General features: G+C 65.6%; 18 protein-coding genes. 4 read left to right on the top strand and 14 right to left on the bottom strand.

What is annotated here, in order from left to right; genetic code table 11:
* Positions 1-4 precede the first annotated feature (4 nt).
* Genes ADL05_RS01910 through ADL05_RS01895 form a run of 4 tightly spaced genes read left to right on the top strand, consistent with a single transcriptional unit; the run spans position 5 to position 6,117 of the window.
* The gene (locus tag ADL05_RS01910) at positions 5-1,822 is read left to right on the top strand and encodes a VirB4 family type IV secretion system protein (protein WP_082376033.1); all 1,818 of its coding nucleotides are present in this window, start codon (positions 5-7) and stop codon (positions 1,820-1,822) included.
* Positions 1,819-4,131, top strand: a complete 2,313-nt coding sequence (locus tag ADL05_RS01905; protein WP_231640568.1) for a type IV secretory system conjugative DNA transfer family protein — start codon at positions 1,819-1,821, stop codon at positions 4,129-4,131. The genes ADL05_RS01910 and ADL05_RS01905 overlap by 4 nt, the downstream gene beginning before the upstream one ends.
* Positions 4,132-4,160: 29 nt before the next feature.
* Positions 4,161-5,039, top strand: a complete 879-nt coding sequence (locus ADL05_RS01900) for a replication-relaxation family protein (protein ID WP_053615093.1) — start codon at positions 4,161-4,163, stop codon at positions 5,037-5,039.
* Entirely contained in the window at positions 5,032-6,117 is a 1,086-nt protein-coding gene (locus ADL05_RS01895) for a bifunctional lysozyme/C40 family peptidase (protein ID WP_231640567.1), read from the top strand. Before ADL05_RS01900 ends, ADL05_RS01895 begins: the two co-directional genes overlap by 8 nt.
* Before the next feature lie 59 nt (positions 6,118-6,176).
* Here ADL05_RS01895 and ADL05_RS30230 read toward each other — a convergent pair whose 3' ends face one another.
* The 14 genes from ADL05_RS30230 to ADL05_RS30975 all read right to left on the bottom strand — a co-directional run bounded on the left by ADL05_RS30230 (position 6,177) and on the right by ADL05_RS30975 (position 25,042).
* On the bottom strand, positions 6,177-6,677 hold the full coding sequence (locus ADL05_RS30230; RefSeq protein ID WP_156365683.1) for a hypothetical protein: 501 nt from the start codon (positions 6,675-6,677) through the stop codon (positions 6,177-6,179).
* A 57-nt stretch (positions 6,678-6,734) separates the two neighbouring features.
* Positions 6,735-15,896 carry a DNRLRE domain-containing protein gene (locus ADL05_RS01890; RefSeq protein WP_053615092.1) on the bottom strand — a complete coding sequence of 3,054 codons (9,162 nt, stop codon included), beginning with the start codon at positions 15,894-15,896 and terminating at the stop codon, positions 6,735-6,737.
* Positions 15,897-16,353: 457 nt separating this feature from the next.
* On the bottom strand, positions 16,354-16,926 hold the full coding sequence (locus tag ADL05_RS01885) for a hypothetical protein (RefSeq protein WP_053615091.1): 573 nt from the start codon (positions 16,924-16,926) through the stop codon (positions 16,354-16,356).
* 62 nt (positions 16,927-16,988) lie between these two features.
* Complete coding sequence (locus tag ADL05_RS01880) at positions 16,989-18,146, bottom strand: DNA polymerase III subunit beta (protein ID WP_053615090.1); 1,158 nt, start codon at positions 18,144-18,146, stop codon at positions 16,989-16,991.
* Between the two features lie 65 nt (positions 18,147-18,211).
* Entirely contained in the window at positions 18,212-18,532 is a 321-nt protein-coding gene (locus tag ADL05_RS01875) for a hypothetical protein (RefSeq protein WP_053615089.1), read from the bottom strand.
* Positions 18,533-18,585: 53 nt separating this feature from the next.
* The gene (locus ADL05_RS01870; protein ID WP_231640566.1) at positions 18,586-19,464 is read right to left on the bottom strand and encodes an ArdC-like ssDNA-binding domain-containing protein; all 879 of its coding nucleotides are present in this window, start codon (positions 19,462-19,464) and stop codon (positions 18,586-18,588) included.
* A gap of 129 nt (positions 19,465-19,593) precedes the next feature.
* Positions 19,594-19,953: a hypothetical protein gene (locus ADL05_RS01865; protein WP_053615087.1), complete on the bottom strand. Its 360-nt coding sequence runs from the start codon at positions 19,951-19,953 to the stop codon at positions 19,594-19,596.
* A gap of 29 nt (positions 19,954-19,982) precedes the next feature.
* Positions 19,983-20,312, bottom strand: coding sequence for a hypothetical protein (locus tag ADL05_RS01860; protein WP_053615086.1), 330 nt, complete (start codon positions 20,310-20,312; stop codon positions 19,983-19,985).
* Positions 20,313-20,342: 30 nt separating this feature from the next.
* The gene (locus tag ADL05_RS01855) at positions 20,343-20,639 is read right to left on the bottom strand and encodes a hypothetical protein (protein ID WP_053615085.1); all 297 of its coding nucleotides are present in this window, start codon (positions 20,637-20,639) and stop codon (positions 20,343-20,345) included.
* A gap of 528 nt (positions 20,640-21,167) precedes the next feature.
* Positions 21,168-23,633, bottom strand: coding sequence for an OmpA family protein (locus ADL05_RS01850; protein WP_053615084.1), 2,466 nt, complete (start codon positions 23,631-23,633; stop codon positions 21,168-21,170).
* 7 nt (positions 23,634-23,640) lie between these two features.
* Positions 23,641-24,051 carry a pilus assembly protein TadG-related protein gene (locus tag ADL05_RS01845; RefSeq protein ID WP_197285653.1) on the bottom strand — a complete coding sequence of 137 codons (411 nt, stop codon included), beginning with the start codon at positions 24,049-24,051 and terminating at the stop codon, positions 23,641-23,643.
* Positions 24,048-24,467, bottom strand: a complete 420-nt coding sequence (locus tag ADL05_RS01840; protein WP_053615083.1) for a TadE/TadG family type IV pilus assembly protein — start codon at positions 24,465-24,467, stop codon at positions 24,048-24,050. Before ADL05_RS01840 ends, ADL05_RS01845 begins: the two co-directional genes overlap by 4 nt.
* Positions 24,464-24,871, bottom strand: coding sequence for a TadE/TadG family type IV pilus assembly protein (locus ADL05_RS01835; protein ID WP_053615082.1), 408 nt, complete (start codon positions 24,869-24,871; stop codon positions 24,464-24,466). The genes ADL05_RS01840 and ADL05_RS01835 overlap by 4 nt, the downstream gene beginning before the upstream one ends.
* 3 nt (positions 24,872-24,874) lie before the next feature.
* A complete protein-coding gene (locus ADL05_RS30975) occupies positions 24,875-25,042 on the bottom strand; it encodes a hypothetical protein (protein WP_197285652.1) in 168 nt (55 codons plus the stop codon).
* Positions 25,043-25,047: the final 5 nt, after the last annotated feature.

Here is a 25,047-nt window from a genome sequence, read left to right as displayed (position 1 = left end):
GCTCATGCGCACACGCAAATACAGGAAGAAGAAGGTCACGGTGCCAGAAGTCGGATCCGGTCCGGTCGCCGCTGAGGTGGACATCGCACCGCGCCACATTCGAGTCGGAGGCGGAGTGAGTGCCTCCTGGGCCGTCACCGGTTACCCGGCCGAAGTCGGCCACGGGTGGGTGGAACCCCTGCTGACCTACCCAGGCCGGTTGGACGTGTCGTTGCACATCGAGCCGATCCCCGCTCAGGTCGCCGCCGACCGGCTCCGGCGCCAGATGTCGAAGCTGGAGGCCTCCAGCCGCACCACCGCTGAGAAGGGCAAGCTGGAGGACTTCGAGGCCGAGGTGGCGGCCGAGGACGCCCGGGAGATGGCCGCGTCGCTGGCTCGTGGAGAAGGCAAGCTTTTCCGGGTCGGGCTCTATCTCACCGTTCACGCACCCTCTGAGGAGGCTCTGGCCGAGGAAGTCGACCACGTCCGCTCTCTGACCGCCTCAATGCTGTTGGACGCCCGTCCTGCCTCCTACCGCCAGCTCCAGGGGTGGATCTCAGCGCTACCGCTGGGCGTGGATCTACTTCGCCAACAGCGCAGTATGGACACCGCGGCCCTGGCCGCGTCGTTCCCCTTCGCTTCGCCGGATCTGGCCGTGCAGACCAGCGAGCGCGCTGTCCTGTACGGGCTCAATTCCAGCTCCTCTGGAGTGGTGGTGTGGGACCGATGGGCGGCCGACACCTACAACACCGTCGTCCTCGCACGGTCGGGTGCGGGCAAGTCCTACTTCTGCAAGCTGGACCTGTTGCGGTCGATGTACTCCGGGGTGAGCGCCACCGTCATCGACCCCGAAGACGAGTACACCCGTTTGTCCCACGCGGTGGGCGGGACGGTCATCCGTCTCGGGGAACCCGGCGTCCACCTCAATCCATTGGACCTGGCTCTGGACCGCACAGCACAACGCGACGCGGTATCGCGGCGTGCCCTGTTCCTGCACACACTGATGGCGGTCATGCTCGGCGGGGCCCTGTCCGCCCGCCAGCGCGCTGCCCTGGACCGGGCGTTGGTCGCCACCTACCGGGCAACCGGAATCACCGCTGACGAACGCACCTGGACACGACCCGCCCCGCTGCTCACCGACCTGGCCGCGACCCTGGAAGCCGACGGCGATGAGCACGCCCGGGAACTGGTCCTGCAACTCGCGCCGTTCACCACCGGCTCCTACGCCGAGCTCTTCCGCGCACCGACCACCCAGCGCCCGACCGGACACTTGGTGTCCTGGTCACTGCGGGACCTGCCCGACGAACTCAAAGGCGTGGGGACCCTGCTGGCGTTGGACTCCATCTGGCGGACGGTCGCCGACGGCCCACCCGACCACCCGCGCATGGTCCTGGTGGACGAGGGCTGGCTTCTGATGTCCGAGCCCGATGGCGCCCGCTTCCTGTTCCGGCTCGCCAAGGCCGCCCGCAAGCGCTGGACGGGGCTAACCCTGGCCACGCAGGACGCCGCGGACGTGCTCGGCTCCGACCTGGGCAAGGCCATCGTGTCCAACAGCGCGACCCAGATCCTGATGCGCCAGGCTCCGCAGGCCATCGACGAGGTCGCCGAAGCCTTCTCCCTCTCCGATGGGGAGAAGCAGTACCTGCTCACCGCCTCCCCCGGTGACGCCCTGCTGTGCAGCGGCTCGGAGCTGAGGGTGGCCTACCGGGTGGTGGCCAGCGACGCCGAACACGCCCTGGTCACCACCAACCCCGCTGAACTCGCTGCCGTGACCGATTCCCCCACCTCCGCAACGCCGCCGCTGGATGTGTCCGACCTCCACGACGCGGAGGACCTGCTGTGATCGACACCTTTCACGAAGTCCTCCCTGTCGTCGTCACTGTGGTCGACGCGCTGTGGGTCGTGGTGGCCCCGTACTGGTGGCTCGCTCTCCTCGCCGCCGCGGTGGTCATTCTGCGCCGCTGTCTGGTCTGGGTACGCCACCGCCGATGGGCCACGGACGCCCGGCTGGTGGAGATACTGCCGCCTCCGACAGCGGAGCTGTCGCACGCCGAGGCATTCTGGACACAGATGCTCGGCCTCCTGCGCCCAGGCTGGAAGCGCGGTCTGTTCGGCCAACCCCACCTCTCATGGGAGTACCTCTTCGATCAGGACGGGCTGCACATCCGCCTGTGGGTACCCGATCCAGTGCCACCCCGCATGGTCGAGCGTGCGGTGGAAGCGGCGTGGCCCGGAGCCTCCACCACGACCATCCCCTGTCCCCCGCCCCAAGCGGGTGTCGTGGCTCGTGGGGGTGTGCTGCGCTTGGCGCGCCCCGACCACTACCCCATCGCCACCTCCCACGAGGACGACCCGCTCCGGGGACTGGTCGGTGCGGCCGGCGCCCCAGCCGCAGGCGAGACGATCCTGGTGCAGGTCATCGCCCGCCCGGTCACCGGGATCCGGCTGCACCGCGCCAACCAGGCCGCCGCCCAACTCCGCAGCTCCCACAGTGTGAGCGCCGGACTGTTCAACGCCCTCACTCCCGGAGGGAACCGGCGTTCCGCTTCCTGGTCGGCACTGCGCCCGGAGGTGTCCGGGGAGATTCGCGCCATCCTCGCCAAAAGCGTGCGCCCCCGGCTCGACACCGTGGTCCGCTACCAGACCTCCACCCCCACCAGCCAGGTGGACGGGTCTCAGCGGCGTCGCGGACGCACCCACGCCATCGCCGGAGCGTTCTCCGCGTTCAGCCTGTACAACCACTACAAGCGCCACCGCTCCTGGCTCGCCCCCCGAACACTGACGCGGCTGCGGTTCCTGCGCCGCGGAGACCTGCTCTCCGCGAAGGAACTCGCCGCAGTGGCTCATCTACCGGTGGACGAGGCCATCCCAGGCCTGGAACGGGCTCCCGCACGGCCGATCCCGCCCCCGCCCGGGCTCGCCGGTGACGACCCCGATGCCCGTGTGCTGGGGCGTGCCGACAGCGGTCCGGCCCGTCTGATCGGCCAGCGTGCGGCGGACGCCCGCCACCACACGCACATCATCGGGGGAACCGGCACCGGCAAGACCTCCCTGCTGTTCAACATGGCCCTCGACGACATCGCCAAGGGCCGGGGCGTGGTGTTCATCGAGCCCAAGGGTGAGAGCTCGATGCTGCTGTCGCGGATGCCCGAGCACGCCGTGCACCGGGTTGTGCTCATCGACCCCGATGACAACGCTCCCCCGCCCCCGCTCAACCCGCTCTCCGGCCGCGACCGCGAACGCAACGCGGACACCATCACCGGGATCTTCAAACGCATCTTCGCCGACTCCTGGGGGCCGCGCACCGAGGACATTCTGCGCTCGGCCTGCCTGACCCTGGCCGGAACTCCCAACGCCGGCCTCGCCAACATCCCGCGCCTGTTGGAGAACAGCTCGTTCCGGCAACGGGCCACCGCACACATCGCCGACCCCGTCCTCAAAGGGTTCTGGGAGTGGTACGACCAGCAGTCGGGACCGGCGCGCGCCCACGCGACCGCCCCGCTGATGAACAAGCTCCGCAGCGTGTTGTTGCGGGGATTCGCCCGCGATCTGTTGGCCGCGACCTCCGACGGCTTGAATCTGCGCACCCACCTGGACTCGGGCGGAGTGGTGATCGCCCGCCTACCCAAGGGGGTCCTGGGCGAAGACACCGCCAGCCTCCTCGGGTCGCTGCTGCTGTCGCAGGTGTGGAACGCCGTGCTCGCCCGTGCCGGCCAACGTGAAGCCGACCGCGCGGACACGGCCATCTACCTGGACGAGTGCCAGAACTTCCTCACGCTCCCCTACGGCATCGACGACATGCTCGCCGAAGCCCGCGCCTACCGCGCCGGCCTGGTGCTCGCCCACCAGGACCTGTCGCAACTGCCCCGTGATCTGCGCGAAGCCGTCTCCGCCAACGCCCGCAGCAAGGTCTACTTCGACGTCTCCCCCGAAGACGCCCGCCAACTCGCCCGGCACGTGCGCCCCAACCTCGGCGAACACGACCTGTCCCACCTGGCCGCCTACCAGGCCGCGACCCGGCTCGTCCTCGACGGAGCGCTCTCTCCGTCCTTCACCCTGCGCACCCGCCGCCTGCCTCCCCCGATCCGCGGGCGGGCCACCGTCGTGCGCAAAGCCGCCCGACGCCACACACGTGCCTCGACTCACGAGTGAGCGCCCTCTGACAGGAAGGAACCCACGCTGTGCGTACGCAGACCCGTCCCGACCACCGAGCCCCTGTTCGCCCCCGCACCTCCCCCGACACCCTGCACAAGCTGATCCGACGCCTGACCCCGCGCGACCGGGAGATCATGCGTCTGGTGTGGGAGCACAGGACCTTCACCACCGAACAGCTCTCCCGGCTGGCGTTCGGCTCCTACAACGTCGCCAAGAAGCGATTGGCCGCACTGTACGGGCTCCGTGCACTGGACCGATTCCGGCCCTGGACCGCCGTCGGCTCGGCACCCTGGCACTACATCCTGGACTCACCCGGCGCGGAGATCCTCGCGGCCGAACAGGACAAGTCGGTCAAGGAGTTCGGATACCGGCGCGACCGCACTCTGACGCTGGCCTACCGGTCCAGCCTCGCCCACACCGTCGGCGTCAACAGCGTGTTCGTGGACCTGTACGCGCACACCCGCCACCACGGCACCCACCTGCGGTGGTGGACTGCCGCGCGGTGTGCCGAGCAGTGGGGGGACATCGTGCGCCCCGACGCCGCCGGACGCTGGACCGAAGCCGACTCCCGCACGGGTTTCTACCTGGAGTACGACACCGGCACCGAGTCCCTGCGCCGCCTGGTGGCCAAACTCGACGCCTACGCCGAACTGGCGCGGCTGACCAGTCACCGCGGCGTGGTGCTGTTCTGGCTGCCTTCCAAGGAGCGCGAGACCCACCTGCGCCACCGCCTGGCTCACCCACCCGTGCCGACCGCGACCGCCGTTCACGGCGCCCATCCGGCCGACGCGGTCTGGGCACGCCTGTCCGACCCCACTGCCCACCGGTACCGGCTCTCCGAACTCACCGCGGGCCCGATGACGGTGCAACCTCCGCTGCCTGGGTGGGAGGAGACCGGTGGCTAACCTTGGTTGCGGGGCCGTGCTCGTCGCGGTGCCCGTTCTGATGGGGCTCGTGTTCTCGATGGCCAACGCCGTCCTGATCGACTCTCATGGCGCCGCTGCCCCAACCGAGGTCGACGGGATCGACCCGGTACTGCTGGATGCCTACATCCGGGGGGCGAGAACTCTCGAAGAACTGCACCCGGGGTGCACGGGCATGCGACGGCAGTTCCTCGCGGGGATCGGCAAGATCGAGTCTGACCACGCCGCAGGCAGCCGAATCGCTCCCAACGGGGACACCGACCCGCCCATCGTGGGTCCGATCCTGGACGGATCCGGCGTGGGCGGGAACCTCACGCCCCACTACGACACCGACGATGGCAGATGGGACGGCAACACCACCTACGACGCCGCGGTCGGCGCCACCCAGCACCTGCCCGAGAACTGGGACGACTATGGCGCGGACGGCAATGGCGACGGGGAAACGGACCCGCACAACGTCTACGACGCCGCAGCCGCCACCGCCGTTGAACTATGCGCGAGCCACGCAGCCGCTGCCGTCGACTTCACCGACCACGGACAGCTGCGCGAGGCCCTGTTCCGCTACAACCACTCCTGGGGGTACGTGGACGAGGTCATAGCGGAGATCGTCACCTACACCGCCGAACATCCCGGAGCCGGATCCGGTATCGGCAGCGCGGGCAACGAAGAGGGACGGGCCGCAGCCGAATGGGCACTCGAACAAGTCGGCAAGCCCTACGTGTGGGGCGGCACCGGACCGAACGGGTTCGACTGCTCAGGGCTGACTCAAGGAGCATGGGCCGCGGCCGGAGTGACCATCCCCCGTGTGACCACCGACCAGTACCAGGCGGGCACCCGCGTCGGACTCGATCAACTCCAGCCCGGAGACCTTCTCTTCTACGACACCACCGACGCAGGCGCACCCGGACCGGCACCCTCACACGTGACCATGTACCTCGGCGACGGCCAGATGGTCAATGCCCCTTCGACCGGCCAGAACGTGCGTGTCGAACCCGTGGAATCAGAGTTCTACTCCGCCAGGTTCATGGGCGCCATCCGACCGAACTCGATGAACGAATAGCAATATCTAGAACGCATAGCGGCCAGCAGCCAGGAGATTCCCTCAATACGACAGCCGACTCAGAGACCGATCGAATGAAGCAGCACATCCCGATATTCTACCCTAGGCCAATTCTCCCCAGTAAGAACGGGGCAATCAAATTCCCTCAAAAGAAGCCCATGAAGGTATTCTGAGGAAGTCATGTCATCATAGAAAGCCCAAACGTCCGAGCAATTAGTGACAACGATCGACCACGTGCCCGAATTTCTAGTATTCCAGAATATTTTCTTTCCAGAATTCTCTAGACCCCAACACACGAGACTCGAGAAGCTGACGTAGGAACTATCGACAGAAGGCTCCGAGAACATCAACTTACCCTGGCGAACATAAACACCCTCCTTTCCATGAATTGCTTCAAGGTCAATCTGATGCTGCCTGAAGTCTCGACTGACGACCTTGGGGTGCAGGATGCTCAATTTATCGTCAACAGTAAATCCAGAACCCAGCTCTTCTGTCACCTCCAGATAGTCGTGAGGCAAATCAATACTGTCGACATCAATTGGATCGACAACACCGTCCATCCTGCTCCATGAACTGGATCGCAGTAAACTCATGAGAGAACGAACACTATCCATTGACTACCACCCCGAGCTCTCGGCCATTGCAGCCGTGCATGCACTTCCGTCTAGAGTTCTAGAGTTGGCAGTATTTTCGATGCAGGAATACTCATCCAGGCCTCCACTTCCGACAGCGTGATAGAAAATATGCGTCGGCATCTCTTGCTTGCTTGAGTAGACGGGAACGACTGCCATATAGACTGCTTGGCCACCCTCGACCGCGCTCTTCACCCGCATCTCGATGCTCTTCATTTCTGGATTATTTGCCCGTGCATGCATTGTGACCAGGTTCCAGGGATCGTCACCACTAAAGCCCAGGCTATTCGCCCCCAAATGCCCCCTATGATACCTCCAGCTACCATCGGGGTTCATGTTCGTCTTTTCTCTGCTCGTACCAGTACCCGGCCACCCCGGAGGATTAATACCGTCATTCGCATCTGTGCCCTGATCGAAATCAAGACTATCACAGAGAAGAGCAAATACTCCAACTGCCTTTTCCTGCTCATTCCATCGATTTGCCCCTTGCATCACCTCTCTTTGATTCTGACAATCGTCATTTCCAGCTTGCGCCCCAACTGGCCTATCTTGGTAAGACTCTACGATTGTTTGGAACTCTTTAGAGAGTTCAACATTGTAATTCAGAGTATGCCTGTATACACTCCTTTCTCTTTTCAATCTTTCCTCGTCAATTTCATCCTGCGTGACGAGTTCATCAATCGGAGGTCGTTCCTGAGGGGTATTCAGAATTTGCCTGAGAATTTTCCTCCGATTGTCCACAACCGGAACGGGTCGGCGATCAGAATTCCCAGCACCACGGGAGGTACCAGAACCACGAACCCAAGAGCTTCCCGACCAAACTCCGGTGGCCACGGCCGAGGCCGTCGCAGGCAAACCTGTTGCCGATGCTGACGCTGTGACCGGACCTGAAGCCGCATGAGAACCCGAGCCAGATGCGGCATTACTTGAGGCATTATTCGACGAGGGCCAAGCACCAAAGATGTTGTAGAGCTGCCATCCCAGTATGGCCCCACTTGCAATGCCAAGCCCCGCGGCAACACCATTAGCCACAGCTGTTCCGCTCACCGCCGCTCCACCGCCGGCGATCCACGGAATCGCTGCGAGGAAGAACCAGTGGCCGCTCGGGTCGGTGTGCAGAATCGGGTTGGCGTTGGCGTACGTGTACCGGTTGGCCTGCACTGACGGGGCGGGCTCCAGCGTGATCGTGTCGCGGGACGCGAACCGAGCCGAGCCGGGCTGGTACCAGCGAGCGTGCATGTTCACGTCGCCTGTGTCCTGGTCAGTCCACTCACCCTGATAGCCCACCGAGGCAATGGGAGACGAGGCGAGCTGCTCACCGAAGGGACCGAAGTCCGACGAGCCGAGTGCTGCGCCGGCACTCGTGTATGTCGCGACCAGGTCGCTGTGGGTGTTGGCGTAAGCCAGACCCGGTGTCTCGTTCCGGTCGCCGACACTCATCAATTGGCCGACGGCGTCTCGGCCGTACCGCGCGACCGGTGTGTCCGTTCCGTCCAGAATGCCGATCTGGTTGTTACTAGCGTCCGGGTAGACGAAGGTGTGCGTCCCGCTGTCGGAGCTGGTCTGCTCGGTCACGCGTCCCAGAGCGTCATAGGCGTACTCGCCGGATCCGTTGCCCGCACTGATCATGCGGTTGAGTCCGTCGAACTCGGGGGTGCGCAGCTGGCCGTCGACGAACTGGGACTCGGTCGTGCCGCGAGGCGTGTAGCTCCAGGTGTCGCCTTCGTTCGATGAGAGCAGGCGGTTGCGTTCGTCGAACTCGAACGTCTCTTCGCCTGCTTGGATCCGGTTGCCGGAGTCGTCCCAGGCATAGTCGGTGACTTCGCCGCCGGGGGCGGTCCACGAGGTCACCCGCGAAGCGTAGTCGTAGGCGTACGCGTTCTGGCCCGAGGGGGAAGTCCCCGAGGTGGTGCGTGCGGTGATGTTGCCGGCCTGGTCGTAGGCATAGCTGGTGCCAATGACCTGCTGGCCCGTGGAGGAGGTGAGAGTGTCCTGAGTCAGCTGCGCCAAGCCGTCATAGGCCATCGTCCGTACCGCGCCATCGCCCGTGGTGATGGTCGTGGGCAGTCCCAGCTCGTCGTAGTCGATGGCCAAATCCGTGCCGGTCACCGGGTCGTGGTGCTCGATCACCCTGCCCGCGGCGTCGTGCGCGAACGTCGTGGTTCCGGTCATGTCGATCCGGTTGGTCACACGTCCAGCGCCGTCGTATTTGATGGTCGTGCCAGGGGCGATGCCGTCGTATGTGACGGTGTTGGGTCCAAGGAACTGCACCTGGTTACCGCGGTCGTCGTAGACGACCTCGATCGCACCTCCCGGGGTGCCGATCGTGACGGGTCGGCCGAGCTGGTCGTAGCCGATGGTGCGGTCCGCGGTCGCTGTTTCGGCGCCGGTGGCGCTTTCCTTGGTCAGGCCTCCGAGTGCGGTGAACTCGCGCTGGCGGACCACGCCGCCCGGGACGTGCTGTTCGACTGGGTTGCCGGCCGCGTCGTAGAACGTGGTCCAGGTGCGGTCGGCTTCGTCGGGCGTGGTGGTAGTCGGGGGTTCGATCAGCTTCTCGACCTGACCAGAAGCGGTGTAGGTGGTGTGGGTGCTGTTGCCGCGCCCGTCAGTGAGGCGCGTCTGGCGGCCCTGCGCGTCGTAGCCGAAGGTGGTGGTGATGGACTCGGTATCGCTGACCGGTTCCGTGCGGCTCTCAGGTTGTCCTAGGGCGTTGAATTCGGTGACCACCGTGTGTCCGAGCGGGTCGGTCTGGGAGATCGGTAGTCCCGCCGGGTCGTATCCGGTGCTCTGTGTACGCAGTTCCGTACCGTCGTGGTCCAGGACGGTGGTGCTGGTCATGCGTCCAGCCAGGTCGAATTCCGACACGACCTGGTTTCCGGCCGGGTCGGTGACAGTGCGCGTGCGTCCGGCGAGGTCGTAGCCGAAGCTCGTGGTCTCTCCGGCCGGGTTGGTCGTCTCGACCAATTCACTGGCGGCGTTGTAGGCGTTGGCCGTGGTGTTGCCCAGGGGGTCTGTGACGGAAAGGGTGTTGCCCAGTGCGTCGTAGGTGTAGGTGCTGGTGTAAGCCGCTGCGAGGGGGATTCGCTCGATCTGGGTGTCAGTGACCTGTCGGCCCAGGTCGTCGTAAGTCGCCTCGGTCCTGGCTCCGACCGGGTCGGTGGTGGCGAGTAGTTCGCCGACGGGGTTGTAGGAGAACACCCATTGCCCCGCCTCGGTGAATCCTTCCATCTGGGGGTCGGTGATGGTGGCCAGGTTGCCCAGCTGATCCCAGGTGTAGGTGCGGGTGTGGCCCAGGGCGTCGGTCTGCGAGGTGATCCGGCCGAGCGCGTCGTATTCGGTCTGTGCCCTCGGGGTCACCTGCGTGCCGTCCACGCCGGTAAAGCTCGGCGCCTGGCTATCGGTCTGCTGTCCGACCAGGTCATAGCCGAGTACGGAGGTGTTGCCTTCCGCATCCTGCTGGTGGGTGAGGTTGCCGACCAGGTCATAGCCGAACCTGTTGGTCGGCCGCCCGGTGGTGGTCGGCTCTCCGTAGTGCTCGATGTCGATCTCGGGCAGGTTTTCCTCGACCAATCGCCCGAGTTCGTCATAGCGCCTGAGTGAGGTGAACTCGGAGGCGTCGGCCCCGTCCTGGTTTCCACGGGGGTCTGTGACAGCCGTGACCAGGCCGCGCTCGTTGACCTCGTAGCTCGTCAGGAGTTCGCCGCCGTTGATCTGGACGGCTTCCTCGATGAGGTGACCACCGGCGTCGTAGGTGTGCCTGGTCCGCTCGGTGCGCTCGGAGGCATCACTCAGCACGGTCTCGATGGTGTTGCCGCGCCCGTCATAGGAGTAGGAGGTGACGCGGGCCAGCCCTTCGGGGTCGAGCGTTTCACGGACCAGGCGGGAGTCGGCGTCCCAGACCAGGTCTGTGCGCGTTGAACCGTCACCGTTCAGGAGCCGTGTCGGGTTGCCTGCTGCGTCGTAGGTGTACTCCTCCAGGACCACGTCCTGAGGCTCGTCGGCGTCATTGAGCATGGCGCCGCTGGCGATGGTCTGCGCGGGGAGACCGTTGGCGAAGTAGGTGTAGGAGGTGGTGCGTCCGACCGCGTCAGTGGACGAGGCCAGGCGACCGTCCGGATCGTAGGCGTTGGACTCCAGCACCAGTGATGCTGGTTCGTTGTCCTCACCGGGGTGGCCTGTCCATCCTTCGACGCTGCGTTCGGCCACGTGCCCGCGGTCGGTGTAGGTCGTCCGGAACATGGTTCCGGCAGCGTCCTCGTGGTGCGTTTGGGCTCCGGTCAAGTCATAGCCGAAGTGTTCGGTGCGTCCTTCGGGGTCGGTCTGCGCGACCAGGTGGCCGAACCGGTTGTAGGCGTTCAACGTGACCCGGTCCGGGTCGTCTCCGGTCACATCGCTGACGGTGGTTCGGACAGGCCTGCCGTCCTTGTCATAGACGAACGTGGTCCGCTGCTGGTGCGTGGCATCGGTCAACTCGTTGGTGACGGCGGGACCGGTCTCGGTGAGCACTCGGCCGGCGTCGTCGTAGGTACGTGTGGTGGTGATCCCGTCCGGGTGGTCACTGCTGATGACCGAGGTGGTCAGTACGCGCCCGAGCCCGTCGTGGGTGTACTCGGTGACGAGGCCGGAGGGTTCGGTCACCCGTGTGATGTCGCCGTGGGAGTTGTAGGCGTACCGGGTCTTGCCCTCGTCCGCGTCCCATTCCTCCGCCAGAAGTCCAGCAGGGACTGTGCCCGCGTCGGTAGCTGCTTCGGTGCCGTCGGTGTAGAAGTAGCGGACCGTGCGGCCGTCGGGGAAGTCCTGGGTGACCGGGCTCGTCTCGGAGATCTGGTCACCGTGGGAGTTGTAGGCCCACCAAGTGCGGTAGGTGGTGTCGAGGATGTCCGTCGAGCGGGCGTCGTGGTGGGCGGTGAGTTGGTCGTTCCGCGGGTCGAAGGGGTCATCGGGATTGTGGTGGAAGGAGAACCACTCCCAGTGGCAGTCAGTGGCTGCCACGTCCCGGCAGTTCATCTGCCCGATCCGGTTTCCGCGTTCGTCGTTGTAGAACCGCAGCTGGGCACCACTGGGCATGGTGGTCCCCACCAGGAACCCGCCTGTGTCGTAGGCGTAGGTGGTCTGGTGCCCGAGCTGGTCGACATCGGTGATGCGGCGGTGTCCGGCCAGAGCGTCGTAACGGGATGCCGAACTCCCGCCGCGCGGGTCGATGATGGTCACCTCTGCGGTGACCTCGGGTTCCTCGTCGTTGACGTCGCCGCTGTACTGACGGTCGGAGTAGGACCACTTGCCGCCGTTGTGGTCGATGTGGATCTGGACCCGTGACGTCGACTCGTCAAAAGCCAGATGAGTCGCGCGTCGGAGTTCAGGCGTGGTGACCTCCTCCAATCGGTCCGCTGGATCCAGACCCGAGGCATGGTGCAGCGCCACGGTGTCGGGGTGCAGGGGCCGCTGGTAGATCGCGACTTCGTCGATCTTGCCCTGGAAGGGGAAGTCACCCAGTGTGGGCAGGGTCTGGGGCCAGCCGCTGCCTCCCATGCCGTAGCCGACGTAGACGAATTTGGTGTTGCGGTGTTCGACCTGGCCGGTCTTGGTCCCGATCTGCTCACCGTCGAGGTAGAGGGTTTGTGAGGTCCCGTCCGAGGTCAGGGCGACGTGGTGCCACTGGCCGTCGTTGACCGCCTGGTCGGTGGTGATGGGGTCCACTCCACCGCTGGTGGTCCAGAACTGGGCGCGGAGCTTGCCGTCGTTGCCGACGTAGACGATCTGCGAGCGCTGGGTCGGGCTAGTGGGCTTGTCGAGGGCGCCGATGACCGTGCCCTGCTCAGTGGTGGAGAACCACGCCTCCACGGTGATACGCGCGCCGATGCGGTGCAAGATCGACTCGGGTAGCTCGGCGTAGGCCCCATCTCCTGCGTTGAGCGCGTGGGTGCTGGTTCCGGCCAGCACACCCTCGGTTCCCAGAGGGGACCCGACGATGGCGGCGTCTTCCACGCCCAGCTGAGTGGGCACTTCGTTGGCGGAGGAATCTCCAGTGGTCTCTTCGAAGCGCCAGTAGCCGTAGGGGTTGGCGTCCATGGCCGCGGCCCGGTAGTGCGATCCGTCGGTGTAGGTGTAGGTGGTGCACTCGGCTTCCGGGTTGCACGCCTGGCTCAGGCGCTGCCCGTCGTAGGTATAGGTCCACTCGGCGCTGGATGCGTCGCCGCCATGAGCGGTCACGGCGGTGACGCGATCGTTCTGCCAGGTGAAGTCGAGGGTTCGCCCGCCGTCGGAGGTGACTGTGGAGATCTGACCGGAAGAGTCATAGGCGATGGTCTGGGACCGGTCACGGTGGTCGGTGACTTCCAGCAGACGGCCCTGCTGGTCGAAGATGTAGGAGGTGGAGGACTTGTCCATGAGCCGCCACCCGGCGTCGGTCTCGGCCAGGACCGCGTGCATGCCTGAGGGCGGGGTGAAGCTGCCATCCGCGTTGCGGGCGAAGCGGTGTTGGCGGCCGTCCGGGTAGGTCACCACGATGTTGCCGGTGCCGTCCACGTCCGGAACCACGTCCATGTCGAACCGGGTGGACCAGCCGGCTCCGAAGATGCCGTCCTGCCGCGGATCTGAGGAGTTGTAAGTGCGGGTCACGCTCAACGGCGGACCGACAGTGGGCACGGAAGCATCCGTGGTCGTCTGGGTGAAGTTGCCGATCAGCCCGTCGACGGTGCCGTGACCGCTCCCGTCGCTGCCGGCGAGGTTGGAGGTGATGGCGGGCTGGTCAGGTTCGGCGATGACCCGCAGCCACCCGCTCTCGACGTTTTGGTCGCCGTCACGGACGAAGACGTTCCACCAGTACTGGTTGCCCCACTGCATGCGGTCCTCAGGCAGCTGCCAGGAACTTGCTTCCTGCCAGCCGGAGTCCACACACTCCCAGTCCGGCCACTCGCCATCACAGAAGTTGAACCAAAACTCCATGCCATCAGTGGGCCAGGCGTCGTTGTTGCGTCCCAGGGCGGTGAACTCAGGGGTCAGTGTGGCCACACTGGCGCCATCACGAGGACTGTAGTCGAGCAGCTGGGGCGGCAGGTCTGGGATCTCCAGCGCAACCTGCGCGGTCATGGGCACGCCCCAGGCCGCGAACGACTGGGCGTCGTGGGTCATGTCGAACTTGATGGTCCACGTACCTGGCGGCAACGGATCGATCTTGGCGCTGACCGTCGCGGTCTGGCCTGTCGCCACATTCTTCGGCATGGGAGTGGTAGGGGCCACGTGGTAGACGCGGTTTCCATCCTGGTCGAAGACCTGGTAGCTGAGCTCGTAGCCGTTGGTCGGCGTCCAGGTCTTGTTCCCGCGGTTGGTCACCTTCACGTCGACGCTGGTGCTGCGGTTGGCATGCGGTGCGGGGTCGAACACCGGCGTTGATTCCGCAAAGTCGTAGTCAGCGCGGTAGGGGCTGTAGGTAACCGTCATGTACGGCGCACCCCACGACTCCCGGCTACCGAACTTCTTCCAACCGCTGCTGCTGGTGCTGGAGGCCCGGACAGTGATGCCGTGGTTCGACTTGTCACCGTCCACCCACGCCTGGACCAGATTGCGCCCCCGTGTTCCCAGGTCAATGCCCTCGTAACGGGCGGGGCAGGAACTGGAACTGGCTCCAGCGGGCATCCAGCCGCGGGCGAAGCTCTTGCTGCCCAAAGCGGTGGAGTTGTAGCTGGGACCGGGGTAGCTGGAGATGGATTTCTGCGACCAGGACTGGGTCACCTCGTGCACGTGCACCGGCGTCGGTGTGCAGGAGTAGGACCAGTGGTTGAACAGAAAGAGCTTGGCACCATAGATCTTGTGGTCGCTGAGTTCATTGACCATCGCGTTGAAGCGCAGGTACGACGCGGTCTTGGTGGAGCCGCCGTTGTAGGTGCCGGCCTTCAGGTCCTGATCGGTGTAGCGGGAGGAGTTGTATCCGGTCTGAACGTAGGTGTCCTGGGAGGCGTTGTAGTTCCACGTCGATGTTGGATCGACCGCGACCGGATAGACCCGCTCAGCGGATGTGAGCCATTCGAAGTCGGCGTTCACCTGCAGGACCCAGCCGTCGGCCTCCTCCAGCAGTGTGAACTCGACGTCTTCGGACCAGGCTCCTTCTCCCGAGCGCGGGTCGGTGTTCGAGTCCTCCATGTAGCCGGCCGGGATGTGCCCGACCGCTTCGCCCTCGTCGTCGACCAGGTCGATGCCGCCGTCCTCTCGTTGGACCGGCTCCAGGTCCTGGAGTTCCAACGGAAAGCGCCACTGGGCGTCTTGTTCGGTTTCAGGCGCCTCATGCAGCCAGATGGTCTCCTTGACGCCGCCCCCGTTCAGGGACTTCAGTTCGACGTCGGTGCCTGGGAGAGCTTCCGGGTAGACGATCGTGTCGGGATCGTCCTCGGCAACCTGGCCTTGTGCGTCAGCCGCCCCCTCGAGGGAGAAGGACAGGCTGTGTCCGTCTTCCAGTTCCATGCGCGCGAGCTCTGTCGCATCCGCTGCGGCGGAGAACGTGACGTCTTTGGAATCAGCGGCGTTCGTCCACGTCAGAGAGTTCTCGGGAACGAGGCTGGGGTCGATCTCCTCCCATGAACCGTCATTCTCCTCGAAGTGGAGGGGTTCCTGAGAGAAGTCCGTGGAAAGGGTGCCATCCTCGTTCTCGTACGTCCGCGAGAACTCATCGCGTTCCTCGGGCAGTTCCACACTCGTCTCGGGGTCGAAGCCGGTGACCTCGGGCTCCGAGTCCCCCTCGGCAAGACGCACAGTGGAGTCCGGGTCAGGAGGGGTCAGCGTGTCGGCGTCCGCGGGCAGATCCGGCCACTCGTAGGGCAGCGCCCCCTCCGGCGGATCGACACCGGGACTGCTGTCAGAACCCGTGCTGCTGACCAGGGCACTTTCGGATTCGTGCGGCAGCCCGTCAGCGGAAGCATCGCCTTGGTCCGGGGTTTCCACGTCCGCAGCGGACACGGGTGTGAGCCGGGGCATGGTCGGCACAACAGGAATCGCGGACATCGAGTCCGACAGCAGCACGGCCAGTGCGGTACCGACCGCAGCAAGTTTGAACAGGCTTCCTCGCGCACCTGCGCGCGAATTCCCGCTCGAGTTGCGTCGGGAGACCACGCGTTGGAAGACCGCGCGCATGGATGACTGCTGGCCGGTCGGCACGACCGGTCACCTCCGGATCACCAAGGCGAGCCGGGCACGGAAAGCACACACCATCCCCAGGCGTGCGCACTTCCCCCAAAGCCCGCGAATCCGGAACGCCATCTGAAACTGACAGAACCAGGGGTGAACCTAGCAGAAGGTGAACTCAGTACCGCAAGACCTCAGAAGCCACATCGCACCTCCGTGCTCAAAATGAGACGCCCCGTTAACTGAGCGCACATCTACCGTCGACTTCTCGCAGGTGGCGGAGGTGCAGCCGCCGGTGGCTCAGTGCACCCGCACATGAGCCCAGGCACATGACGAGTGGACACCCCGGAGGCACTCAACTCCCTCCCGCTCAGCAGGATGCTGAGTCTGGCCCGTGGGCCGGAGTGTGCGTTACTCTGCAGGTGCCGATTCGTTTGCTTGGTCGCAGCGGATTGCATGGGGGCCGGATTTCATCCGGCCCCTTTCTCAGTCAGGAGTCGGTGACGTTGGGCCGGGGAAGGACCTGCGCCCACTCCCTGGCTGGGCCCATCCACAGTTCGGTGCGGACGCCGCCCTCAGGCAGTCCCAGCTGTTCAGCTGCCTTGTGTGCCGCCTCGAAGTCCGGGTAGAGACCCGACTCTGCCTTGAGCTGCATCAACACGGGGATGTCCCACTCGTTGAACGCCCGCAGCAGGTAGTACCGGTACCTGCGGGCACGCTCGACTTCCCGTGCGATCTCGAACTCGTCCGCGAGGTGATCGCATACCTGGTCCACGGAAGGTGCTGTGCCGTCGGTGTCCACGCACATGGCGGCGTAGATCTTCAGGGCCTTGGCCGCCTTCGGGCTGTCGGGGTTGAAGAGGGTGTCGGCGCCGCGGCCGTTGTTGACGGCGGTACCGAGACGCATCCCCTGGAACCGGCCGTCCTCGGACCAGACGGACAGAGCTGCGGACCAGGCGATACCGGTTCCCACGTCGACCTGGTCAAGGCTGGTCGCGAGAATGAGGAACCGTCGGGGAACCTGCATTCCGGTGTGCGGCAACCGGATGCGCGGGATGTCCATGGAGGGTCTCCTTTCTGTGTGGTGTGTCAGGGGGCCGCCGAAACAGGGCGGCCCCCACCTGGTCAGTTGGGGGGTCGTATAGGCATGAGCAGGTGCCGGAAGTCCGCGCTGTCGGCGGGCGCGTCGCCGTCGGTGAACACCACCGGTTTGGTAGCGGCGGTGGCGTGCAGGGTGACGGTGTCGGCGGTGAAGCTGGACAGGGCCTCTTCCAGGAATTCCGCGCGGAACAGAAACCGCAGCCGGCCGCCGACGGGGATGCCGTGCGTCTTGACCGGCATTTGTGGTGCGGCGGTCGATCCCGGCAGGTCCGGGGCGATGGTCACCGTGTCGCGGGTGGTGGTCACCGCCAGGGGCATGGCGGTTTCCTTCTTGGCCTTGAGGATCGCTCGGCCTCGCATGGTCGCGGTGAGCAGTTCGGTTCGGCCTGCGGTGATGGCGACCGGCGTGGTGGTAGGCATGAGCGGCTTGAACGTCGGAAATCGCCCGTCGTGACCACGCATGAGCACACGGACGGTCCCGCAGGTGAGCGAGAACAGACTGCCGTCACCGCTCATGCCGACGCGGACCACGTCGCCGCTCAGCCGCTTGACCAGCTTGGCCAAACTCGCCCCGTGCACCAAGACGAGACCGGGGATGGTCGGGGTGTCGGGGAGTGCGGGCAGCGTGGCCCACGCGATGCGGTAGCGGTCCGTGGCGACCATGCTCAGTCGGTCGCCGGTGGCTTCCATGCGTACCGTCTCCAGCACGGGGAGCCCCCATTCCGGCGAGACGGTGGCAACGTGGGTGCGTGCCAGGTCGGCGACGAATCGGTCGCGGTCGACAGAGGCCACGGCCGCAGGCGCATCGGGAAGCACCGGATAGTCGTCGGTGGGGTACTCCTCAACGGGGATCGTGTATCCGTCCACCGTCAGGGCGGGGGTGCCGTGGTCCATGGCGAGGGTGACCGGTGCGGCGTCGGCGCGCTTCTTCGAGGTGCCCTTGGCCGTCGCCGACAGCACACCGCGCAGTTCGGCATGTGAGACCACGAGTTGTCCGGGGGTGTGCGCGGCCTCGGGCAGGGTGACCGTGATGGCGGTCTGGTAGTCGAACCCCGTCAACGTGGCGTCACCGTTGTCGTGTCCGGTGATCAGGACACCGGACATCACCGGCACCGCCGAACGGGTCTGGATGGCGAGTCCGGCTGTGTCCAGTGCTGCGGTGAGCCGGCCACGGTCGGTCACAAGGGTCAAAGTGTCGGTTCCGAGAACGGTGGGCATGTGCCTGTCCTTTCGCGTTGGGTGTCGTGTCAGTTGTCGGCGTGGTGCACGTGGGTGTGTCCGGCGTGCAGGGTCCATCCGGTGACGGTGTCCGCGAGCGTTGGGCTCAGCAGTGCGGCGACGGCGTCCGTCGCCGTTTCGCCGTCAGAGGCGAGACAGGTTGCGGTGACCATGACCGGCAGGGCGGGCACGACGTCGAATGTCAGTAGGTGGACCGGTCCGTGTGCGCATTCCTCGGAGGTGGCGAGCGTGAGTGTGAACAGGTCCGCCAACGTGCAGACGACCGTGTCCGACGGGTCGGGATCGGTGTCGGGGGCGTTGGCGAAGATCTCGATGGTCAGAACAGCCATAGGTGACTCTCCAGGGGTGGTGGGGCCGGTCGGCCGGCCCCACCACCAGGGCGCTAGACGGGGGTAGGTGAGGGCAGTGCGGAAGTGAGCGCGGACACGATCGTGTCGGCGACGCTGATCACCCGTTCCGCACTGGCACGCGCCGTTTCGGCGTCTTTGGCCCATCCGGCGACGTAGGGCACCGAGTAGGGCAGGGTGTCCAGACCGGCCATGGTGGCGACCAGGCAGGCCACGGATTCGGCTTCGACTTCGGCCGTGGCGCGCCGGACGTCGCGGGTGTCGTGCTCACAGGTGATGTGGGCGAGTTCGTGGACCAGCGTCTTGACGGCTTGGGCGTCGTCGACGTCCTCGCGCACGCGCACGGTTCGGGTGTCGAAGTCCACCCACCCGTTCGCGGGATCGGTCTCGTCTCGTTCGATCGTGTAGCCGCGCCGGGTGATCTCGTCGGCGACCGTGTCCCACAGTTGCGGGGGTGCGGCACCGGTGAGCACGCGGGGGTTGGCGCGGTCGGTGTCCGGAAGCGGTTCGCCGTCGGTCTGGGCGACGTCGAACACCGACACGACCGTGAACCCGGGAACGCGGTATCGGGGGTTGCCGTCGCGGTCGGTGACCGGTTCGCCGTCATCGTCGCGAACGCGGTAGCGCAGCGGGGCGAAGATGCGGATTCCCCGCTCACCGCGCCGGACGTGGCGTCCGACCTTTTTCCAGTCGCCGTAGGACCGGACATCGGTCGCGTCCGGGTTCTGGTCGACGATCATCAATAGGTTGCCCAGGGAGTAGCGGCGAAGCCACGCGCGCGAGCGGATCATGGTCTGCCATCCCTCCTCGGTGGTGAGGGACTCCACAGCGTTGGTCAGCGTCTGGTGTGCGGCGCGCAACCGCTCTTGTCGCTGTTCGGGGGTGAGTTGTCGTTTGCCTTTCCGGGAACCCATGTCAGCTCCAATCGCAGCGGGTTTTTCGGGCATTGGTCACGACCCACAAGGCACCCATGGGCTTGTGGGTTCTGATAAGAAACCGGTGTGTTGGGGGTGCCACCGAGGAATCGGTGGCACCCCCGGGCGTTAGTCTTCGGTGCGGTACGCGGACAAGTCCGCTACCTCATCACCGTTCTCGTCATACAGGCATCCTGCGAGATATTCGGCGTTCTCGTCACACCATTCCAGCTGTTCGGGCGTGTAGTCCGAGAAGTACTCGTCATCGGTGTCACCGGGTCGCAGTGACAGGAATCCGGTGACGGCGCGCGCCATTTCGTCTTCGCTGGCACCGGTCGGACCGCCGATGTCGTCACCGGCGAAGATCAGCCGTTCGGCGCATCGGAGTTCGTAGTACCACCGCTCGCCCGACCAGGGGAAGTATCCGGCCGGCTCGACAGTGAGCGTGTGAGGGGTTGGGGTGAATCCTTCGATGAGGTACGTGGACATGACACCACCTAGGGCACGTTCGCTGGTCATCAGCGTCGGGAGATCGGGGCAGTCGTGGGGTATGCGGCGAACACGTCCACGCGGTCCACGTGGGCGACACCGGCGATGTGTCGAGTCATTGCCGCGTGCAGTTCCTGCAGTGCGGCAAAGACATGGGTGGTTTCGTGTTCGACGTCGAACGTGATACCGGTTCCCGGAATCGGAGTTATACCGACGGCGGTGACCGGTGATCCGAGTTCGCGTGTGGTGTCGCGGACAGCGTCGTATCCGGCGCGCACTGCTTCGTACACGAACACGCTCCAGTCCTCATCACTGAGTTCAGGGGTGTCCAGCAAAATGGCCATGTCGAATCGCAGCATGCGAAACTCCTGGAATGTGGCGGGCCGGTGCTAGCAGCGCTCGATGCGCACGCCACCGCGCGGGCCGAAGAACACGTGTCGGTCCGGGTAGTCCACGTGGGGAGTCGCGAACAGGTGGATGCAGCTGTCCTCGGAAACAGCCGGAGTGAGGACTGATTCCGGGTCGCGGTTCACGTAGTTGAACCGGTTCGGGAACGATCCCCCGTGGAACCGGTCGTACAGCGCATCGCGCGCTTCCTGGATCGAACTGAAGGATTCCAGTTCCGCTTCCGGGTCGAACGACGCGTAGCCGGCGCCGCCATACCAAATGCCATACCAGACGGACATAGAGCCCCTCCGAGTTTACTTCGTTTGCTTGGTCACTTGATATCTACCCAAACAATGCCCAATAAACCAGACTTTCGAAAACAAATGCAGGACCATCATTCACATCACCAACACCGCCGGCAGGGCAAATGAGAGAGAATACCAAGCCAGCAGCACAGAGAAACAAGAAACACCAAAACGAATGATCAGAAGAAATATAAACAAGAGAAGGATCCATGTGAATAAGAAATCGCTCATAAGGCAGTCAAACAAAGTCCGCGAAGAGATGTGCGAATAGAGTTTGTCAGCATGCCTGCGGCACCTGTCGGGAGGACCACGGGCCGCCTCTACGCATCCCTTGACCTGCGGGTTCGCTTGCGTACGCCCTGGCCCGTCATGCGGACCACCCGGCCGGCCACCACAGGGGTGGACCGGGCGACCCCCACATCAGCACGGAGAGAAACCCTTGATGCTCAGAATCTGAACACGAAAGGCTTCCCCGAATCAGGGAAGCCCTTAATCTCGCCTTGGATCGTTTATTCAGGCGGGTTAGAAACCCGACAGGAGGGACGAGGTTTTCTCTTCCGGCTCCTCGCCTATCTCCTGCAGAGATTTCCTGTGCTGATCGTATATGCGCCGTGCCGTGCGATCGTCTCCGCTGTCCAGGTACAGGCGGACCAGATCGTGTGCCACTTCGGTATCGCGCGGGTCGATTTCCGCAGCCCGATGGAGAATGGATTTAGCGTACATCGGTTCTGCCCGGGATGCGGATTTGAGCATGGCCGCGATGAGACGGGTGCGCAACCGAACACGTGGGCCGTCGGCCCACACGTAGTCGGTGTCGGCAGCGAACTCCTCGTACCCGGCGGCGGCGTTGGACACGAGCACGGAGGTGTCATCGCCGGCGGTGGAGTCGTCGAGAAGCTGGTGCAGGCGCCACAGGTCACAGGAGACGAGATCGGAATTGAGCCGGTACAGGTCGTTGTCGTGGGCGATGACCTGGGTGGCCAGCTCCCCGAGCGCGGGCCGACAGGCGGTGCGGATGGCGGTGCAGGCATCGTGGAAGCGCCGGATGCCGCGGTGTCCGGTATCGGCGGGCCACATGGCGTCCACGACGGCGTCCAGGCGTGCTCCTGCAGGGTGGGCTGCCAGGTAGGCCATGACTTCCAGGGCGGAGCGCCGGTGGGGCCGTACGCGTGTGCCGTCCACGGAAAGCGAGATGTGACCGAGCACGGTCACGGACACAGACCGAGGTGTCGGGGAACGCGGCTCGCCACTGCTCTCCCGGTGCTCCTCCTGGACTCGGCCGCTGCCCGGTTCGCTCCCCGATTGCCGCGGTTCCGGAGAGGGTGTTCCCCTCACTCGATGACGACGCAAGGCGTGGCGGAGGTGCTCGGTGGAGGTGCCCTCCCAGCGTGTGCCGACCAGGTGCGCGAAGGGCTCGTCGGCGTGGGTAACGCCGCCGTCGGAGGCGATGGTGCAGGTAGCGCCATGGGGCCAGCGCCCCAGGAGCACGGCGCTGATGTGCATGCCCTGGGTGTGCCTGAGCAGGGAGGTGATCTCGGAGGCGCGGGCGGCGTCCGCATTGGCGATGAGGACGAACTGGACTGGAGGCTCCGGCGCGGCGTGGTCGGAATCGTCGGCGTCGTCCGCGGCACGGTGGCGGTTGAGGATTTCCAGTTGGAGGAGGGTGAGGGCGTCGTCGATGGTGTCGGTCATGGCGACCGGTGCGGTTTCGAGCAGCGCGGGAGCACGGGTGCCGTCCAGGAGTTCGTGCAGGTCGGAGGTGGGGATGACGACGTGCAGGTCGGAGGGCGAGGGTGAGGTGAGAGCGGTGTGGATGAGGGTGCGTGCTGCGGCGCGGGCACCGGGACCGGTGACTCCTAGTCCTGGCGTCTGGGTGAGGTCGAGCAGGGAGAGGTGGTCCAGGTCCTGCTCGTCTTCGTCGTCTGCCGGCGACCGTGGTGGGTCGGTCTCTGCCGCCAGGTCTTCCTGCGGGCCGTTGTCTTCGCCGCGGTGGCGGTGCGTGGGGTTCGCGCTGCGGCGTCCTACAGCGACACCGCCTCCGAACCCGGCCAGGCCGGAGACCAGAGCGACCATCGCTCCCGTGGACAAAGCCAGGGCGAGTCCTTGCGGTTCGTCTTCGGCGTCCTGGGATTGGCCGTCCTCAGCAGACGGGCCCTCGTCCTGATTGCTGCCTGGCTCTTCCCCAGTCGAGGGCTGGGGCGGGGTGACGACCACGCTGTAGGCGATTTCGACCCGGCGTTGGGCGGAGTCGTCCACGCCGTCGATGAGGTGTCGGCTTCCCTCTCCGCGGGTCTCGATCGTGACGTGCTCGTCCACGTGCGTACGCAGGAGCTCCGCAGCGGCGTCCGCGCGGCGCTGTGAGAGATCGAGGTTGTAGTCGGCATCGCCGGCGGCGTCTGTGTGGCCGGTGACGACGATCGGGACTTCGGGAGCGCCGTGCTCGTTGATGAGGCCCGAGAGAACTTCGAGGTCGGCGCGCATGGCCTCGGTGAGGTCGGCGGAGTCGTAGCCGAAGTCGTCGATGCTGCGGGAACGCTCGACCAGGAACGGCCCTGCCTGGTCCTGCTCTTTCGTCCCCGATTCGGCCTCGTCTTCAGGTGCGGACTCCGTAGGTGCGTCAGCGATCATGGTCGTCGCAGGTGTGGCGTGAACGGTGGCCGGCGAGACCATGACCGTGCCGAGCGTGGTGGCAGCGAGAAGTTGGAGCGGTCGCAGGTACCGCAGCCGCACGGGTCGGCGCCGGACCCGCCCCAGGATCTCCACGGACAGGACGCCCAGGTACAGCGTCCATACGCCCCACAGCGCGATGATCACGGCGACCGTTCCCACCCCCGGAGGGAGCTGCCCGCTGCGCAAGCGCACTTCCCACGTCAGAAGGGTCATGTCGAGGGCGGGCCAAGGCAGGAGACCGGCAAGCCATGGGATCCCTACCAGGAGGGCGCTCGTGGTGAGGATTGCGGCGAGCTGGGGCAGGCGCTGCTGTGTCATGGAAGCCTCACGGCGTGGCGGGGTCGGTGACGGGGGTTGCGCTGGCGGTCCCGGACGCGGTTCGGTCAGCCAGGGGCAGGAGTTGGAAGGAGTAGGTGATCCGCGCGGTGACGGTGACGACGTCGCCGTCCACGCTCGCGGTGCCGTGCACTCCGGCACCGGTTAGGTATGCGCGTGCGGCCGTGGTTGCGGCGGCCGGGTCCAGGGCGACGGTCCCGTCGTCGCGGTAGGCAACCAGGTCGATCTGCTGGGCCCCGGAACGGGCGGCTTCCTGGGCGATGGACAATGCACGGTTGCGCTCACCGAGGGCGGAGCCGGCGTCGAAGACGAACGCGACCAGGAGCAGCAGCAGGGTGCTCATGACGATGAGGAAGGCGGTGGCCTGTCCGCGGTCGTCCAGGCGGCTGATACGGGTCATGAGGTGCCCCGGTAGGTGTCGACGACGGAGGCGGCGCTGCCATGGAGTGAGCGAGTTCCGGGCAGGCCGAGGCCGGAGAGGTCGGCCAGGTCGGCGTGACAGGTGAACGTCGCGGTCACCGTGGTGCCGGGAGTGAGGCCGCCTGTGTCCAGGTCCAGGTCGTGGGTGGCGCAGGCGAAGCCGTGCGTACGCACCGTGTCCGCTACTGCGGCCTCGGCCGCAGTCTGCGCAGCGGTCGTGGTGCGTTCCAGAGTGGCGGCTCGTGCGGCGGCGTGGGCGGCTGCGTCGGCGGCCGTGTCGGCCGCGACGATCCGGTAGGCGAGCAGGACCAACAGGGCAATCATGACCAGGAGCGGTGTGAGGAGGGCCAGCTCGGCTGAGGCCGCCCCACGGTCGTCGCTCCTCCGGCGGTTCATGGTGTTCCGGTCTGTGGGGTGTGGTGTTCCACGGGTCCCGACTGGGACGTGTGGACGGGCCAGTCCAGGCCGGGGATCATCGTGGGTACCTGAGCGCTGATCTGGACGGTGGCGGTGCTGTCGGTGCGAGTCACACTGATGTCGAGGTCGTGGAGCAGGTTTCCTCGGAGCTGTTCGGCGACCTCGTCCGCGCGGGCGTGCCCGGTGTCCTCGGTGGCGTCAAGGGTCCTGGTTTCGGCGAGGGCGTGGTGGGCGATGGTCTGAACGACCTGGCTGGCATGGGCCCATAGGGCGAGTTGGACCACGAGCACGATGAGCAGCAGCATCAGCGGGGTGGCGACGGTGAGTTCCACGCTCCCGCGGTCGCTGGCGCGGTCGGTCTGGGATAGGAGGAGTCGTCTCATGGTTCAGCCCAGGCTGATGGATCCGGCCCATTCCAGCACGGTCTCGGAGATCAGGGCCAAGGCGCCGAGGGCGAGGATGACCAGGGTCGCGATCACCGCGACCGCCTCGGTCGAGTAGCCGCTGTCGTCTCCCCAGCGGGTGCGGAGCAGGGTGCGAAGACGGATGAGCATCTCTT

Source organism: Nocardiopsis sp. NRRL B-16309 (genome assembly GCF_001279585.1).
Lineage (GTDB): Bacteria > Actinomycetota > Actinomycetes > Streptosporangiales > Streptosporangiaceae > Nocardiopsis.
Note: the sequence above shows the minus strand (reverse complement) of the source record. Positions and strands in the feature narration are given on the sequence as shown.

Bases quoted from the DNA above. Each gene is read 5' to 3' on its own strand.
- ADL05_RS01860 (WP_053615086.1), bottom strand. From the start codon at position 20,312: ATGCTGCGATTCGACATGGCCATTTTGCTGGACACCCCTGAACTCAGT.
- ADL05_RS01885 (WP_053615091.1), bottom strand. From the start codon at position 16,926: ATGGACATCCCGCGCATCCGGTTGCCGCACACCGGAATGCAGGTTCCC.
- ADL05_RS01840 (WP_053615083.1), bottom strand. From the start codon at position 24,467: ATGAACCGCCGGAGGAGCGACGACCGTGGGGCGGCCTCAGCCGAGCTG.
- ADL05_RS01855 (WP_053615085.1), bottom strand. From the start codon at position 20,639: ATGTCCGTCTGGTATGGCATTTGGTATGGCGGCGCCGGCTACGCGTCG.
- ADL05_RS01865 (WP_053615087.1), bottom strand. From the start codon at position 19,953: ATGTCCACGTACCTCATCGAAGGATTCACCCCAACCCCTCACACGCTC.
- ADL05_RS01870 (WP_231640566.1), bottom strand. From the start codon at position 19,464: ATGGGTTCCCGGAAAGGCAAACGACAACTCACCCCCGAACAGCGACAA.
- ADL05_RS01835 (WP_053615082.1), bottom strand. From the start codon at position 24,871: ATGAGACGACTCCTCCTATCCCAGACCGACCGCGCCAGCGACCGCGGG.
- ADL05_RS01845 (WP_197285653.1), bottom strand. From the start codon at position 24,051: ATGACCCGTATCAGCCGCCTGGACGACCGCGGACAGGCCACCGCCTTC.
- ADL05_RS01875 (WP_053615089.1), bottom strand. From the start codon at position 18,532: ATGGCTGTTCTGACCATCGAGATCTTCGCCAACGCCCCCGACACCGAT.
- ADL05_RS30230 (WP_156365683.1), bottom strand. From the start codon at position 6,677: ATGGACGGTGTTGTCGATCCAATTGATGTCGACAGTATTGATTTGCCT.
- ADL05_RS01850 (WP_053615084.1), bottom strand. From the start codon at position 23,633: ATGACACAGCAGCGCCTGCCCCAGCTCGCCGCAATCCTCACCACGAGC.
- ADL05_RS30975 (WP_197285652.1), bottom strand. From the start codon at position 25,042: ATGCTCATCCGTCTTCGCACCCTGCTCCGCACCCGCTGGGGAGACGAC.
- ADL05_RS01910 (WP_082376033.1), top strand. From the start codon at position 5: ATGCGCACACGCAAATACAGGAAGAAGAAGGTCACGGTGCCAGAAGTC.